Consider the following 16,474-nt stretch of genomic DNA (forward strand, 5'->3'; position numbering starts at 1 on the left):
TGCAGCGGTTAAATATGATGATGCAACGACTAAAGACAAGATCACGCTTGCAGGTGCTGGTGGAACCACGATCACTAATGTGAAAGCTGGTGCAGTGAACTCAACCTCGACTGATGCAGTTAATGGTAGCCAATTATTCAACACCGCTAACAATGTGAAGAATATTGTAGGTGGCAACACGACGATTGATGCAACGACGGGTGCAATCACCACAAGTAACATTGGTGGCACAGGCTCGAACACGATTGATGGTGCGATCACCAGCGTTAAAGATGCAGCAACCAAAGCGAAAACAACGGTCACTGCTGGAGATAACGTTGTTGTAACCCCAACGACCAATGCAGATGGTTCAAGCAACTATCAAGTTGCAACAGCGAAAGATGTGAACTTCGACAAAGTGACTGTAGGTAATGTGGTTGTTGATAAATTAAGCAATACAATTGAAGGCTTGAGCAATAAAGACATTACGTCAGGTGATTTTGCAACCAAAGGTAGAGCTGCAACTGAAGAGCAATTGAAAGTTGCGATCAGTAATAACATCACTGAAGTTGTTGATGGTAATGGCAACAAGGTGAATATCATTGATCAGGTTGTAAATAAAAATCCAGATAACAAGAATCAAGATTCATTGTTCTTAACCTATGATAAGCAAGGTCAAGAAACGACGGATCGCCTGACGATTGGTCAAACAGTACAGAAGATGAATACCGATGGTATTAAATTCTTCCATACCAATGCGGATACTTCTAAAGGCGATTTAGGAGCAACCAATGACTCAAGTGCAGGTGGTATCAACTCTACTGCGATTGGTGTAAATGCAATTGTTTCAACTGGTGCAGACAGTGCAGTTGCTTTAGGTCACAACAGTAAGGCTGGAGGAAAAGAGTCAATTGCAATTGGTCAAGGTGCCGAGGCATCTGGATTACAATCAATCAGCATTGGTACTGGTAACAAAGTGAAAGGTGATCACTCTGGTGCGATCGGTGATCCAACGATTGTTGATGGTGCAAACAGTTATTCTGTGGGTAACAATAACCAGGTACTTACAGATGATACTTTTGTCCTTGGTAACAATGTAACCAAAACAGTAGCTGGATCAGTTGTGTTGGGTAATGGCTCAGCAGCGACAACAGGTGCAGGTGTTGCAGGTTATGCATTATCAGCTGCAACAGGCGCTGATAATGCAGCCATTACTAAGACAACATCCACCACAGGTGCAGTTGCAGTAGGTGATGAGGCGAGTGGTATCTATCGTCAAATTACGGGTGTTGCAGCTGGTAGTGCCGATGCCGATGCGGTGAACGTTGCTCAGTTGAAAGCTGTGGGTAACCAAGTTGTGACGACTCAAACTGCGCTTGTAAATAGTTTGGGTGGCGGTGCTAAAGTTGAAGCGAATGGTACGATTACAGGGCCGAATTATAATGTAGCTCAAGGTAATCAGACTAATGTTGGTGATGCATTAACGGCACTCGACAAAGCAATTGGCTCTGTTGGAACAACTTCGAAAACGACTGTAACCAATGGTCAGAATATTGTTGTGAATAAGAGCAAAAATGCAGATGGCTCTGATAACTATGAAGTTGCAACAGCAAAAGACTTGACGGTTGACTCTGTGAAAGCAGGTGACACTGTTCTGAATAATGCTGGTATCAACATTGGTAATAACGCGGTTGTCTTAAGCAATACTGGATTAACGATTGCAGGTGGTCCAAGTGTAACAACTCAGGGTATCAATGCTGGCAATAAACAAGTGACTAATGTTGCAGCTGGTGTTAACGCAACAGATGCAGTGAACAAAGGTCAATTGGATAGCGCAATCAGCAATGTGAATAACACTGTGAATGAGCTTGCCAATAATGCAGTGAAATATGACGATGCGACTAAGGATAAAATCACGTTGGGTGGCGGGGCAAATGGCACCACGATTACCAATGTGAAAGATGGTAATGTCGCTCAAGGTTCTAAAGATGCTGTGAATGGTGGTCAAGTTGCGCAAATTAGAGATAATTTGCAAGGACAGATTACCAATAATACCAATGATATTAATAACATTAAAAATGATATTAATAACGGTGCTGTGGGTCTGGTTAAACAGGCAAATAGTAGTGCAGAAGTTACCGTTGCTAAAGACACTGGTGGTACAAGTGTCAATGTGGCTGGTAAAGATGGTGATCGTGTTGTAACTGGTGTTAAAGATGGTGCAATCAGTGCAACATCTAAAGATGCGATCAATGGTTCTCAATTGAATGCAACAAATAAGAAAGTTGTTGAATTCTTAGGCGGTGGCGCTGGTTATGACAACATTACCAATAGCTTCACCAATCCAACTTACAATGTTGGAGGCAAAGATTACAATAATGTTGGCGGGGCGGTTGATGCTTTAAACAAAGCCGATCAAGCATTGGGTAGTCGTATTGATAACCTTGATAACAAACTTGAGCAAGCGTTCTACTCAACCAATCAACGTATTGAAGATGTAGAGAAAAAAGCCAATGCAGGTATTGCCGCAGCAATGGCATTGGAAGCAGCGCCATACGTAGCGGGTAAATATACCTATGCAGCAGGTGCTTCTTATCATGGTGGTGAAAATGCAGTCGGCGTAACTTTACGTAAGACTGCGGATAATGGTCGTTGGTCAATCACGGGTGGTGTAGCTGCTGCATCACAAGGTGATCCAAGCGTACGTATCGGTATCAGCGGCGTAATTGACTAAGGGACTCGTTATGTTGGAGAGCCCTTAGGCTCTCCTCATCTCCAATAGATAAAGAGAGTTAAAATATGAAAAACATGATAAAAGCATTGGTTATCGGGATCACATCTTCTTTTGCAATGGTGACATTTGCAGCAGATGATGAAGTAGTTGTTCAACAAGAGGAAATCAAATTTCCAGCAGTTGAAAAGAGTTATCTTAAACAAGTAAAACGTTATGAATACGATAATGTTGCTCGTTTAGGAACAGGTTTAACCAAAGACCAAATCCGACATGTATTAGGAAATCCTCAATTCAGCGAAGGTCTGTTCTTTGTAAAGACTTGGAATTATGTGCTAGATATTCGTCAGCCGAATAGTCAAGATTATTTACGTTGTCAGTTACGTGTAGATTTTGATAAGCAAACATTGTCAGAACGCTTGTCGTGGAAAGGCGAGGCCTGTGAAGGTTTAATGGCTTGGGGAGCGAATAATCAAGTTCCAGCAGATACCAATTTAAATAGTCTGCGTGCATCAAGTGTATTTTTTGCATTTGATCGTTCAAATGCCAATGCCATTGAACAGGGGCCTAGTTCAGTGGCAGCAATTGCACAACGGATCAAACAAGCGCCAGCGAATAGTCCTGTAATTGTTACTGGCTTTGCCGACCCTTTAGGTAAATTTGCCTATAACCATCAATTATCAGCACAACGTGCCAATACCGTTGCTAAGCTGTTGGTCAATGAAGGTATCGATGCAAATCGTATTCAAATTCAAGCCAATAGCCAAACTGACTTATACCAGCAATGCGCTGGGCATAAGGCAAATAGTCAACTTGTGGGCTGCTTAGCTCCAAATCGACGTGTTAACGTTAGTTGGTAGGGAATATGCAAGAAAAAAATGGCTACTTTGGGTAGCCATTTTTTTCTTGATTAATACCTAATGGTAAAAATTGTTCCTTAATTTGATTGGTGTTTAGTACTTTGCTGCAAATGGTATTATTATTTATCTGTTTTTAACTTGTCTAGTTGTTTTCAATCGATTGATTTTATGTGGTTTTAGTTGTTCTGGTTTTATTTTGCATAAAAAATAATTTTTGTGAACTGTATTACAATTTATCTTAAATTTGTTCATAAATTAATCTAACATGCGCCGCATGAAATAACATTCTCAGATGTCAGTTTCATGTATTTAAATAATTAGATTGAATATTTGTGGGGTAAGTAACGAGAGTGGTTTCACGTCTTGGCTTGATAAAATATTCAAATTTTTTAAAACAGTTTTATAGAGGGAAAAACAATGTTGGATTCTAAAGAACTTATCGTACTTGATCAGATACTTGTCCTCACCAAAGAAGGCAAAAATGATTTAGTTTATGAAAATGACACATTACTAAAAGTAAAGATGATCTCGAATCAACATATTGTGGTCGAAGATGATTATCAGACCAATTTTCTATTAAAGCGACAAGATGAAAATGTAGTTTGGTCGTTTATTTAAGCCGAGAAGAATAGCATCTGAATCGAAATAAATTGACATAAGATTTTATTATTCAATGACTTATTTTTTAGTGTAATTCTGTGATTTGGATGTTTATGCTCATATAGCGAATATTTTTTTGTATTTTGACTCAATTGACACCATCCAAAGAAAAGCAGTCAATTCTATTTCGATGCTTTATCCTTAATTTTGAATAAAACTATTGGGAAATAGCTAAGGATGGAACAGGCGATGCAAAATAATAAATTCACGACATTTTTGAGGCCTTTCGCTGTGTCATGTATCTTGGCATCATCATTTGTGGTGATGATGCCAAGTTATGCTGCACCCGAAGGGAAACTGGACTTAACGCTTTCTCCGCATTCACAAAATAAAGTTAAACAATTATTAAACGATCCCAAAACTTGGCAGCAGATTCCTAAACAAGTCACTTTATGCGTGTTTTCTCCAAATGGTGAGCATAGTGAAGCATTTGAGCAAGCAACCAGTTACATCACTGAAATTCCAAGTATCGTCCGTGTAGCCAAACAGTTTGGTGTGAACATGAACGTGACACGTCCTTCTCATTTACAATTCAAATTAGACTTTGATTACCCAAAATTGAAAAAACAGGCATCGACCGTGGTCAACCTCAAGGTCTATACCAATGAAGCTGTATTAACTGAAGATTTCCGTAGTAAACGTTGTGATGGGGCTGGAATTAGTAATCTGCGCGCAAAACAGTTCAATAAGTTTGTGGGCAGTGTCGATGCGATAGGTGCATTACAAACCTATAAGCAGCTCAGTTCAGTGATTCAGGTTTTGGCTAATCCAAAATTTGATGAAAAGATGACAAATAATGATTATGAAGTGGTTGGAATTGTACCGTTAGGTGCAGCCTATATCATGGTAACTGATCGTAATATTAATACCTTAGCTAAAGCCGCAGGTAAGAAAGTTGCCGTTTTCCAATTTGATGAAACTCAAAAAAAATTGGTACAGAATGTGGGTGCGCAACCTGTATCTGTCGATTTGGTGACAGTCGGTGGTAAATTTAATAATAAAGAAGTTGATATCATGGCGGGACCAGCCATTTTATTTGAGCCGCTTGAGTTACAAAAGGGTATGACGGATAAATCAGGCAAGGCCGTCGGTGGAATTATTAAATTTCCTGTGATTCAAGTGACAGGGACGCTGATTATGCACCGTAATAAGTTTCCAGCAGGTATGGGATCAATTGCACGTGAAGTCATTTCTAAGCAGTTAAATCCTGCATTTGAATTTGTCGACAAGATTGAAGCAAAAATTCCTGATAAATTTTGGTTGAAATTGAATGAAAGCGATAAACCTGGTTATGTTCGATTGATGCGTGAAGCGCGGATTCAAATGACCAAAGAAGGTTTTTACGACAAAGATATGATGAAGTTGTTGAAACAGGTGCGTTGCTCGCAAGACCCAAGCAATTATGAATGTGCTTTGAAAGATGAGTAATTTAGTTTAAATCATTCAGTTTAAGCCACCTGCGGGTGGTTTTTTTGTAGATGAAAATACTTATAGAGGGTGTGTAAATATTCTTAAGGCGTGCAAATTAGGGGGAGTGGTGTTGGGTTTGTTACTCGAAAGCTTTAGAAGCAACTTGTTTTAAACAGTGGAAAATCAAATTGAATTTTTATAACGATTTAATTTAATTATTATTTGTTTTAAAAGAAAATACTCCAGAGGTGCCGCTGCATGGTCGTTACCCTGAACCCGATGAGTTCAAGGTGGAGGTGACGCATACTTAATGGGTTTCCTACTCGAGGCAGGCATACACTCAAAATACACAGAACACATCCATAAATTTAAGTATCGGCAGGGGAATAGACGTACTGGCGAACACCCTAGAGATGTTTCCTATTATAGTTAAATCAACAACGACCACAAGAGTTAAATATTGTGATTTGTATGTTTTACTAACAATTAGAAAATTAAGTTTAATAAGATTATAAAATCTAAAAACAGGATAAGTTATTAGAAGTAAAATATGGGTCTCCAAAATGCCGCTGCATGTCTTTACCCTTGAACACTAAGGTTCAAGGTGGAGAGCGCTGTATATTATCTGGGTTTCCTACTCAGGGTAGGCATACACGCTAAATATTCAGAAACGCTTTCCGATTAAGAAGGATATCACGGCTCAGGGGAATCAGACCGGCTGGCGTACACCTCAGAGATGTTTTTAATTATAGTGAAATTAGGGGCTGTCGCAAGGGGAGAAAATAGAGAGATTTGTAAGTTTAAGTTTACAGTTAAGATGTTAAATAGAAGTGCCTGAATTGAAAAATATAATAAATAAATCGATTTTTTAATTAAAAAAATAATCTCCAGAAGTACCGCTGCATGTCTTTACCCTTGAACACTAAGGTTCAAGGTGGAGAGCGCTGTATATTGTCTGGGTTTCCTACTCAGGGTAGGCATACACGCTAAATATTCAGAAACGCTTTCCAATTAAGAAGGATATCACGGCTCAGGGGAATCAGACCGGCTGGCGAGTACTCCAGAGATGGATTGCATTATAGTGAACTCTGACGATGTTGCAAGGACTCCACTAATATTATTTGTAAGTATAACTTAACAATGTGTAAGCTTATGTTTAGGTCATTTATGCAAGAAAAGAGCAGGATTATTCATTTTTTCCTGAATAACATTTAAAAAATAAACATATGAATTGACTCTATGTTAATACTTTGATTGAGGTCAAAAGATAGAGAAGTGATAAAAATTACAATGGAAGTAAGATAAAAAGGAAAAATTATTTTTGTGTGAAAGCTTGTTTAATAAAAAAGCCTGAAATTTGCATTTCAGGCTTTTTTCATTCAGATACTTTGTTCAACATCTTCTAGAATAGTTTCTAAAAGCCGTTCGCAATGAGCGTACTGTTGCAAAGATTTATTTAAGCTAAACACTTCTTGTGCCATCTGTAACGCAACCATAATCACAAGCTTATTATGTTCAACTCGTGGGGCACTACGACGCATGTCATGGAATTTTTGATTAAGTAGCTCTGCGGCACGCTCTAACTCTTCACGCTTTTCTTCTGTCGTATTAAGACGGAAAGTCTGCTCAATTAAGCGAAGTTCGACAACGATTGGTTCACTCATGATCAGATCTCCTCTTGGGTTTCAGCATTAGGGTGAGCAAGCTGCTGAATTTCTTGTGCGTGCTGATCCTGGGCTGTGCCTAAAATTGAAAGGCGCTGAATAATAGCCTCGACTTTAGATTTTGCTAGCTCATTTTTTTGTAATAAGCGATCACGATCTTGTTGTAAATCTTGAATCTCTTGCTGACTATGGCGTTGCTGTGCTTGTAATTTTTCTTTATTCACACGTAAGTCATTACGCTCAGCCAAGATTTCTTGAAAGCGATTTTTCAAATCAGTGGTACTTTTCTCTAAACGGCTATAACGTTCCGCTAAAGTTGTTGCATCTTGATTCAGTTGTTTAAATTGATCTTGTAACTGAGTCAGCTGTTCAGTTAAGTTATCAACTTCTTCCTGCTTTTGCGTGATGATGCTATTTTTCTGCACAACTTGTGCATGGTGGTCAGTTTCAGCTAATTGCTTAGCTTCGGTGAGCGAAGTGTTTTCTCGCTCCAAGTGATGTAAGCGTGTTTTTAAAACACCAATATGCGCTTGTAGACGCTGTAATTGTTCTAACATAACGAAGGTCGCACAGAGTTGCAATCAAAGGTAATATATACAGCAGTATAGAGATTGGATAAACGAATGCAAGACGATATTTCAGGTTGGACGGAATGGAATGCCCATTTTGATGGGATTGAAGAAATTTCAAGTCCAAGTGAGTTACACGGTTTACTAACAGGTATAGTTTGTGTGACACAAGCACCAACCGCAGATGAATGGTCACAAATCTTAAACACCTTGAATGTGCCTGCTCTACAGCCAGAGGCACTGGAGAGTTTAACCGATGAAGCTGAAGACGTTTCTCATGCTTTGTCAGATGATGAATTAGATTATCTACCGATGCTACCCGATGACAGTCATTTACTTGCAGACCGTGTGCAAGCTTTGGCAGATTGGTGTGCTGGCGTCGTTCTCGGTTTTGGTTTGGCTTCTGGTCATATTCGTGGTGAGGAACAAGAGCTGATTGAGCATTTACAAGATGTTGCAGCGGTTGAGTTCGAAGACTCGGATAATGATGAAGAGGGCGAAGAAAGCTATCAAGAACTGTATGAGTTCGTACGTCTGATTCCAGTCAGCTTATCAATTGGTCGTAAGAAGATTCCAGTCGCTGAAAGTTCTTTATTACAAAACTTTCATGCGAAAAGTAGAAACTCTGATACCCCTGTAGATCCGCAAACTGTGGTAGAAATGTTTACCCCACATCGTCCGAGTTAACTCGGGCGATGCCTTAAACTTTATAATTCAAGAAACTTACAATTATTCATCTTCATCAGAAGGGCAATATGAAATTAAGTCAAACCGATTTTAAACAACGCCGTGATCTTCTTGCGAAACAGATAGGCAGCAATAGCATAGCAATTATTGCCACCCGAGCAGAAATGTATCGGAATCGGGATGCGGATTATAAATATCGTGCAGACAGTAGTTTTTATTATTTGACTGGATTTGCAGAACCAGAAGCCATTGCCGTGATCGAGACCTTTGACGAAGGTGAGGAATATAGCTATAGCTTGTTCTGTCGTGAACGTAATCGTGAAATGGAAATCTGGAATGGTTATCGTGCTGGAATTGACGGTGCGATTGAAATCTATGACGCAGATGAGGCTTATGCAATTGATCTGCTCGATGAAGAAATTATCGACAAATTATTAAATAAACAACGTCTTTACTATCGTATTGGTCAAAATGCAGGGTTTGATGCACGTGTAAGCCAATGGATTCAAAAGGCAGATGCACAGCAGCGCCGTGGTGGTGCTGCACCAGCAGAAGTGGTTCAGCTTGATCGTATTGTCGATGAGATGCGCTTGAAGAAATCGGCACAAGAAATCGAGTTGATGCAGATCGCATCTAATATTAGTGCTGAAGCGCATACCCGTGCCATGCAAACGGTTAAACCTGAGATGATGGAATATGCGCTGGAAGCGGAACTCAATTATATCTTTGGTAAAAATGGTTGCGTACCGTCGTATAACAGTATTGTTGGTGGCGGTGAAAATGCCTGTATCCTGCACTATGTTGAAAATAACAAGCCATTGAACGATGGTGACTTGGTCCTGATTGATGCAGCATGTGAATACGAATTCTACGCATCAGATATTACCCGTACTTTCCCTGTGAATGGCAAGTTTAGCCCTGAACAAAAGGCTTTATATAACATTGTTCTTGAGGCACAGCTTGCTGCGATTGATGCAACCCGTATTGGCAATCACTATAAGTATCCACATGAAGTGGCTGTCAAGATTTTAACTCAAGGTCTGGTTGATCTTGGCTTGCTTAGCGGTAATGTGGATGAATTGGTCGAAAGCGAAGCATTCCGTCAATTTTTTATGCATGGTACAGGACATTGGTTGGGTATGGATGTGCATGATGTGGGTGCCTATAAAACTGGCGAAGACTGGCGTGCTTATGAGGCGGGTATGGTGGTGACCGTTGAGCCTGGTTTATATGTTGCGCCTGATGATGAAACCGTCGATGCAAAATGGCGGGGTATTGGCATTCGTATCGAAGACGATATTGTCGTGACGGAAAATGGGCCATTGGTTCTAACCAAAAATGTGGTTAAAACTGTTGAAGAGATTGAACGTTTGATGGCGAACCGTTAATCAGTCTATTGGCAGAACAGAAGCTTTATTTTTTATGAATGCCTCTTTAATGTATAAAGAGGCAAACAAAAAATTATAATAATATTCAGAAAAATAAGGTGCTTGTATGAAAATATCGAACTGTATTTATCGAATAGTCACTGACATTTATTTGATTTTATTGATTTATGTATATTTAAAGATTCATCTTTATTACTTTTATTTGAATCAGTGGGAGTGGTATGAAGATCGAGATATTCTTTCCCTGCTGTTTATTTCTTTAATATTTTTTGTCAGTGTAACGGCATTATTTGTCTATACTGTTTTTTATAAAGTTGTTAAATATCGATCTGTTGAGTGGATTTTGTACTGTATTTATTTTTGCTTGGTGAGTTCAGTTTTTATCGCCTATCTTCCAAGAAAATATATTTAATTTGGCTATTTCTATTTTCTTGCTTGGTAAAAGGCAGACTAAGCTGAAAAGATTGATTGAGATAGATAGCCGTATTTCTTTCTTATCGATACTCAAGACAACTTTTGAATATATTTTAAAAACATAGACCAAACAAAGTACAAATTCCCTTCCTGATTTGAGTTAGAGTAAGATAGTCCCGAAACATCAAGTCATGAAAAACTGATAAGGAATCATATTATGCAGCAACAAGTCATCATTGTCGGTGGAGGTATGGTTGGACTCAGCCTTGCTTTAATGTTGGCAAAATCTAATATCGCAGTAAAGTTATTAGAAGCGGTGAAATATCCAAATTTCGATGACGAAAATGTTGCGCCTTATCATTCCAGCTTTGATGCGCGTAATACCGCATTGTCTCGTCGTAGCGTACAGATTTACCAAAAATTAGACTTATGGGAAGCTTTACAGCAACATGCTACCCCAATTCTGCAAGTACATATTACTGAGCAGGGAAGTTTTGGTAAGGCTCGCTTAGTTGCAGAGCAAGAAAAAGTAGAAAGCTTTGGACAGGTCATTGAGAATGCTTGGCTTGGCCGCGTATTATTGACTCAAGTTCGTCAACAGCCATTGATTGAATTGATTGATGGTGTACAAGTGACCTCATTGATCCAAGATGCAGATCAAGTCCAGATTGAAGCCATGCGCAATGGTGAATATATCCATTCCTTAAAATCCAAGTTGGTGATTGCAGCAGATGGCCGTGATTCATTTTGCCGACAAGCCATTGGCGTCGGGGTGGATGAGCATGATTATGACCAAGTTGCAATTGTGACCACCGTACAGACTTCTAAGCCACATCAGCAGGTTGGCTTTGAACGCTTTAGTGCACTTGGACCATTGGCATTGTTACCATTACCGGGTGAATACCGCCGTTCAGTGGTGTGGCCTGTAAAAAAAGGCACTGAAGCTGAGTGGTTGGGTGAAGAAAATGATCAACATTTCTTGGATGCTTTACAGGAAACTTATGGTGATCGTGCAGGGAAGTTTGAAAAAACAGGTAAGCGCTTTAGCTATCCATTGGCTCAGGTGTTGGCACATAAGCAGGCGGTTGGACGTGTGGTGTTGATGGGTAATGCAGCACATACCATTCACCCGGTGGCAGGGCAAGGTTTTAATCTGTGCTTGCGTGATGCAGACGTGTTGGTTCGTTTCCTGATGGAACAATTGGCAAAATCAGATGATATTGGCACGCCTGAAAATTTATTGGCCTATGAACAATCACGTTTGAAAGACCAGCAACGGGTGATTAAGTTCTGTGATTCAGTAGTGCGTGGTTTTAGCAATCAAAATCCAATCCTCAAATTAATACGTAATACAGGATTGATTGCATTTGATGTGATTCCGGGGGTTAAGCCTCTGGTTGCCAATTATGCGATGGGACTAAAAGCATGAGTGAAATCTTAGATGTCGTCATTGTCGGTGGTGGTTTAGTTGGCGGTTTAACCGCTTTATTACTCGCGCAAGGTGGGGTACAAGCTACCGTGCTGGATGCTGCGCCTGTGCTTGATCAGGATAAAACTTTAGCAGTCATGAATCCTCGAGTATTGGCACTCAGTCAGGCTACCATTCACTTACTCAAAACAGTCGATGTTTGGGATGATTTAGCACGTCAAATGCCCTATTCAGGCATGCAAGTCTGGAATAAAAATGGCTATGGTGAAATTAATTTTGGCCATGCGTCGGAACAGCAGCCTCAGCCAGATCAAGCCTTGGGTTCAATGGTCGAGCCTAGTGTCTTGAATGTTGCGATTCAACAAAAAATGCTGCGACAACTCAAAGACTATCGCACCCAAGTCAAAGTCATTCGGATCGAACAGATTCCACAAGGTTGGTCCATTCAATTGGCGGATGGCACAACACTAAAAACCAAGTTGCTCGTTGGTGCAGATGGCGCGAATTCTTTTGTACGTGAGCAGGCGTATATTGATTTAGATGTACTGGATTATAAGCAAGCTGCGATCAGTTGTGCAATTAAAACCACGCGACCGAATCAATATGTGGCTCGACAGATTTTCCTACCGACAGGTCCACTGGCTTATTTGCCGATGGCAAGTTTAGACGCTCAAGAAAACGGTTATTGGCAGTCGATTGTTTGGACTTTACCTGATGACTATGCCGATGAATATTCAGCACTCAGCGATCAAGCGTTTATGCAACTATTGACGCAAGAAAGTCTACATATGTTGGGTGAAGTGGTTGAGGTACGTTCTAGAGCACAATTTCCATTAAAAGCACGTGCCGCTCAGCGTTATATCAAATCAGGCTTAGCACTGATTGGTGATGCCGCACACGTGATTCACCCTTTGGCTGGACAGGGTGTGAATATTGGCTGTTTAGATGCCGCGGTATTGTGTGATGTATTACTACACGATTTAAAACGTGGTGTATGGGCCAACGAACAGACGTTATTGCGTTATGAACACCAACGTAAGGGGCAAAACGATGCCATGATGCATAGTATGTCTGCGATTGGATGGATTGAAAGTTCAGAATTATTTCCCTTTGTTTGGGCAAGAAATTTTGGTCTAAAACAGGTTGAACAGTTCGATTGGTTTAAGGATCGTTTTATGCAACAAGCCAATGGATTAGGAACATTGAAAGACACACAATATGCATGTTAAAAAATAGTAGATATTTTTTAAACAATCATTTATAAATCAGAGTGAATTTGGTCATAAAAAGTACGTTTTAACAAATATTGTGCTTTGCTAAATCTGAAGAGCTTGCTAAATTCCACCTAGTTCTGATGGCCAAATAGCGATGATGAGAGTTGAGTCATTGTGGGGAGATGAAGATGACGGAAATGAATGATTACGACGAAAACACAGAAGATTCTGCTGTAGACGACGAAGAGGCGAAAGCGGCAGAAAGTGGTGCAGAGAGTGAAGAATCGAGCGCCAATGATGCTGATCTTGCTGAAGCGGAAACTTTAACCGTGACTGCGAAGCAGAAACAACGCCAAGCTTTAGAAGATGAAGTGGCTGCGTTTCTTGCACGTGGTGGGCGTATTACTGAAGTTCCGCCAGGTGAGCATCAAGATTAAGTCTGAATTGACATAAAAAAGCATCACGGTTGTGATGCTTTTTTATGTTGGTGTGACTCATGTTCACACTCAAGTGGTTGGTGTAACTCTTTTAAAATGCCACATTGTTCAATGGTACGATGTTGTGAACATTGTTGTTTTAAATGGCTTAGATCTTGTTTGAGATGTTCCAGATTTTTAATTTTCTGTGAAACCTCGGCAAGATATTGATCAATCAGATGATCGACCTCCATGCAGGTTTGATTCGGATCTTCGGCTAGACCCTTAAGCTTTTGAATATCTTGTATGGTGATGCCCAGTTCTCTGCAGTGCTTTAAAAATAATAGTTCTGAAAGCATTTGTTCCGAATAATGACGGTAATTTCCCGCCGTTCGTTGAGCTTTGTCCAATAACCCAATTTTTTCGTAATACCGAATTGTATCTACAGATACACCTGACTTTTTTGCCAATTGTCCAATGCTAAAACTGATCATGCTTGACTCTGGAGTTGCTCTAGGGTTTTAAATCACTATAAAAGATTCAGTGAGAAAAGTCATGGCAGGATGTGGATGCAATACAACGTGTTCGCCAACACAAAAAATTAGTCCAAAGTTTAGAAAGGCGTTATGGATTGCTTTAATTTTAAATGCATTGATGTTCTTTGTCGAAATTATCGGGGGATCACATGCACGTTCTGTGTCGCTCTGGGCGGATGCCTTGGACTTTGCAGGTGATGCAGCAAACTATGCCATTTCTTTAGCTGTATTGTCCATGACCTTGTACTGGCGAGCGACCGCAGCCTTTGTCAAAGGAATCACAATGGCTGCATTTGGTATTTTTGTGATTGTTAAAGTATTCTGGTCATGGTGGCTAGGTGTAACACCTGAACCAATGCTCATGGGGGCGATTGGTGTACTGGCATTGGCTGTCAATGTTATCTGTGCATTGATGCTCTATGCATTCCGTGATGGCGATGCCAATATGCGCTCGGTATGGTTATGTAGCCGGAATGATGCGATTGCCAATATCGCCATTATCATCGCAGCTATAGGTGTATTTGGAACTGGAACTATGTTCCCTGATTTATTCGTTGCTTTTATTATTGCGTATTTAGGCGTTTCTTCTGGTTGGGCTGTGATTAAGCAGGCGAGAATGGAAAGAAAACTAGACCAAGCTCATCTCATGACTAAGGCCTAAGACACATTATTGTTATTTCATATTGAGATGATAAGGGGAGATTTTTTTAATCTCCCCTTATGTTTTATTCATCTTGTTGAGTGAGTTCCAATGCACGTTGGTACGCTACTTTCTTTTTTATACCTGTTAAATCAGCAGCCAATTGCGACGCCGCTTTTACTGATAAATCCTGTAATAAGCGTTTTAACAACGTATCCAGTTTATCCTGCTCCATATCTTTTTCCGCAGATGCTCCACCGACTACAACCACAATTTCACCCTTTTCTTGGTTGTGATCATTTTCGATAAAAGTAACCAATTCTTTTAAAGTCATCTTCTTGATGGTTTCAAAAGTTTTGGTAATTTCGCGGGCAAAACCAACAGGTCGGTCTTCACCAAAAACTTGCACCATATTTTTAATGCTGTCCAAAATACGATGAGGTGCTTCGTAGAAAATCAAGGTCTGGGTTTCATCCTTAAGCTTTTCAAGCTGGCTGAGTCGTTGCGATGCTTTCGAAGGTAAAAAACCCTCAAAGCTAAAACGATCGCTTGGCAAGCCAACAGCACTTAATGCTGCAATTGCTGCACAAGCACCTGGTACTGGAATGACACGAATCCCGTGTTCTTGCGCAGCACGAACCAATTTAAAACCTGGGTCACTAATGAGGGGAGTACCAGCATCACTGATTAATGCAACACTTTCTCCTTTTAACATTCTTTGGAGAAGTTGATCAATTTTGTTACTTTCGTTGTGATCATGACACGCTGTGAGTGGAGTTGAGATATTATAATGTTTGAATAATTGAGCAGATTGACGAGTGTCTTCTGCGGCAACTACCGATACAGATTTTAAAATATCAATTGCACGAAAGGTCATGTCATCTAAGTGCCCAATCGGGGTTGCTACAACAAATAATTGAGCACTCATAAAAGGTAACTCCCTAATGTATTACAAAAAATATTGGCTGCTACTATGTTTGGCGGCATGTGTGAGTCCAGTTTATGCGGACGTACTGGTGATTCTACCTGAATCTGGTACGATGGCGCGAGCTGGTCAGAGCATCAAACGTGGTTTCTTGAGCGCTTATACAGCATCTGGCAGCAAAGAAAAAATCATTTTTGTAGATTCAGCGAAAAATAACATCGATACGATTTTTAAGAAAAGGGTCAACAGTAAGACTCGACTGATTGTTGGGCCATTGGCACGACCTGAAATTGAAACTGTGATGCAATTGAATCCAGCAATTCCTGTAATTGCATTAAATGATGTGAATAACCAGACCACCAATGTATGGCAATTCAGTTTGGCAAAACAGCATGATGCTGTTGCACTGAATCAACTACTCAAGAAAGACAAAATTAAAAGCTTATTGGTGTTGCGCCAAGCTGGAACTGAATCTGCAACAGAACTATTTATGATGGCACTCATGTCTGAATTTGGCTCTGATATTCATGTGGTTAACGAACTACCAAAAAAACTTGCGCGTAGAGACGGGCTGTTATTGTTGGGCGATCAACAGTGGTTAGAGCAACTAGGACCTTTACCTGAAAAAAATATTTATGCTACTGCCTTGAGTATTGAGCAAGACAAGAGCATTCCGATAGGACTCAGTTTTTGTGATACACCAGCTTTATATAACGGACAATGGGCAGACCTAGTCGCTGCATATAAAGAACAACCAGAAAATATGGCGTTTCAACGCTTATTAGCCTTTGGTGGTGATGCATGGAGTATTAGTCAGCAATTTTTAAATAGTCCAGATCGACACTTTTCCTTTGAAGGTCGAACTGGGGCAATTGATGTGAAAGACGGGAAAGTCTATCGCCAACCTTATTGCTATCAACAGCAGAAAAAGGGTATTCAAGCATTAAAATAA

The 16,474-nt window shown here is 40.1% G+C and carries 15 protein-coding genes and 3 other RNA genes; 11 read left to right on the forward strand and 7 right to left on the reverse strand.

Translation table 11 applies throughout. The annotated features are described in order from the left end of the window. From A7P54_RS11845 to A7P54_RS11860, 4 genes are all read left to right on the forward strand, one after another. On the forward strand, positions 1 to 2,713 hold a 2,713-nt coding region (locus A7P54_RS11845), incomplete at its 5' end, for a YadA-like family protein (protein ID WP_171549699.1). A gap of 65 nt (positions 2,714 to 2,778) precedes the next feature. Then, positions 2,779 to 3,570: an OmpA family protein gene (locus A7P54_RS11850; RefSeq protein WP_171549700.1), complete on the forward strand. Its 792-nt coding sequence runs from the start codon at positions 2,779 to 2,781 to the stop codon at positions 3,568 to 3,570. 417 nt (positions 3,571 to 3,987) lie between these two features. Next, on the forward strand, positions 3,988 to 4,188 hold the full coding sequence (locus tag A7P54_RS11855) for a hypothetical protein (protein ID WP_004808602.1): 201 nt from the start codon (positions 3,988 to 3,990) through the stop codon (positions 4,186 to 4,188). Between the two features lie 231 nt (positions 4,189 to 4,419). After that, a complete protein-coding gene (locus tag A7P54_RS11860; RefSeq protein WP_171549701.1) occupies positions 4,420 to 5,658 on the forward strand; it encodes a putative solute-binding protein in 1,239 nt (412 codons plus the stop codon). Positions 5,659 to 5,875: 217 nt separating this feature from the next. On the opposite strand, the gene ssrS (A7P54_RS11865) is transcribed toward A7P54_RS11860, so the two are convergent. From ssrS (A7P54_RS11865) to A7P54_RS11885, 5 genes are all read right to left on the reverse strand, one after another. Then, positions 5,876 to 6,057: non-coding RNA, 6S RNA (gene ssrS, locus A7P54_RS11865), on the reverse strand. 134 nt (positions 6,058 to 6,191) lie between these two features. After that, positions 6,192 to 6,380: non-coding RNA, 6S RNA (gene ssrS, locus A7P54_RS11870), on the reverse strand. Positions 6,381 to 6,520: 140 nt separating this feature from the next. Further along, positions 6,521 to 6,710, reverse strand: a non-coding RNA gene (gene ssrS / locus A7P54_RS11875) — 6S RNA. A 309-nt stretch (positions 6,711 to 7,019) separates the two neighbouring features. Continuing rightward, positions 7,020 to 7,304, reverse strand: coding sequence for a cell division protein ZapA (locus A7P54_RS11880; protein WP_016163025.1), 285 nt, complete (start codon positions 7,302 to 7,304; stop codon positions 7,020 to 7,022). 2 nt (positions 7,305 to 7,306) lie between these two features. Beyond that, complete coding sequence (locus A7P54_RS11885; RefSeq protein ID WP_171549702.1) at positions 7,307 to 7,861, reverse strand: hypothetical protein; 555 nt, start codon at positions 7,859 to 7,861, stop codon at positions 7,307 to 7,309. Positions 7,862 to 7,927: 66 nt separating this feature from the next. Between A7P54_RS11885 and A7P54_RS11890 the strand changes: the two genes are divergently transcribed. The 5 genes from A7P54_RS11890 (at position 7,928) to A7P54_RS11910 (ending at position 13,442) form a co-directional block, all read left to right on the forward strand. Beyond that, on the forward strand, positions 7,928 to 8,560 hold the full coding sequence (locus tag A7P54_RS11890) for a UPF0149 family protein (RefSeq protein ID WP_171549703.1): 633 nt from the start codon (positions 7,928 to 7,930) through the stop codon (positions 8,558 to 8,560). 68 nt (positions 8,561 to 8,628) lie between these two features. Next, on the forward strand, positions 8,629 to 9,948 hold the full coding sequence (gene pepP, locus A7P54_RS11895; protein ID WP_171549704.1) for a Xaa-Pro aminopeptidase: 1,320 nt from the start codon (positions 8,629 to 8,631) through the stop codon (positions 9,946 to 9,948). A 631-nt stretch (positions 9,949 to 10,579) separates the two neighbouring features. Further along, positions 10,580 to 11,791 carry a 2-octaprenyl-6-methoxyphenyl hydroxylase gene (gene ubiH / locus A7P54_RS11900; protein ID WP_171549705.1) on the forward strand — a complete coding sequence of 404 codons (1,212 nt, stop codon included), beginning with the start codon at positions 10,580 to 10,582 and terminating at the stop codon, positions 11,789 to 11,791. Further along, positions 11,788 to 13,020 (forward strand): FAD-dependent monooxygenase, encoded by a 1,233-nt coding sequence (locus A7P54_RS11905; RefSeq protein WP_171549706.1) that lies wholly within the window; start codon positions 11,788 to 11,790, stop codon positions 13,018 to 13,020. Before ubiH ends, A7P54_RS11905 begins: the two co-directional genes overlap by 4 nt. 173 nt (positions 13,021 to 13,193) lie before the next feature. Continuing rightward, positions 13,194 to 13,442, forward strand: a complete 249-nt coding sequence (locus A7P54_RS11910) for a hypothetical protein (protein WP_005202358.1) — start codon at positions 13,194 to 13,196, stop codon at positions 13,440 to 13,442. A 23-nt stretch (positions 13,443 to 13,465) separates the two neighbouring features. Here the strand turns inward: A7P54_RS11910 and A7P54_RS11915 are convergent, their stop codons facing one another. Beyond that, complete coding sequence (locus A7P54_RS11915; RefSeq protein WP_171549707.1) at positions 13,466 to 13,915, reverse strand: MerR family transcriptional regulator; 450 nt, start codon at positions 13,913 to 13,915, stop codon at positions 13,466 to 13,468. A 61-nt stretch (positions 13,916 to 13,976) separates the two neighbouring features. Here A7P54_RS11915 and A7P54_RS11920 point away from each other — a divergent pair, with 61 nt between their 5' ends. Then, on the forward strand, positions 13,977 to 14,618 hold the full coding sequence (locus tag A7P54_RS11920; protein WP_171549708.1) for a cation transporter: 642 nt from the start codon (positions 13,977 to 13,979) through the stop codon (positions 14,616 to 14,618). 64 nt (positions 14,619 to 14,682) lie between these two features. On the opposite strand, the gene rsmI is transcribed toward A7P54_RS11920, so the two are convergent. Then, entirely contained in the window at positions 14,683 to 15,525 is an 843-nt protein-coding gene (gene rsmI, locus A7P54_RS11925) for a 16S rRNA (cytidine(1402)-2'-O)-methyltransferase (protein WP_171549709.1), read from the reverse strand. 16 nt (positions 15,526 to 15,541) lie between these two features. Between rsmI and A7P54_RS11930 the strand changes: the two genes are divergently transcribed. Further along, on the forward strand, positions 15,542 to 16,474 hold the full coding sequence (locus A7P54_RS11930) for a penicillin-binding protein activator (protein ID WP_171549710.1): 933 nt from the start codon (positions 15,542 to 15,544) through the stop codon (positions 16,472 to 16,474).

It is taken from the genome of Acinetobacter sp. Ac_3412 (assembly GCF_013072675.1).
GTDB classification, from domain to species: domain Bacteria; phylum Pseudomonadota; class Gammaproteobacteria; order Pseudomonadales; family Moraxellaceae; genus Acinetobacter; species Acinetobacter higginsii.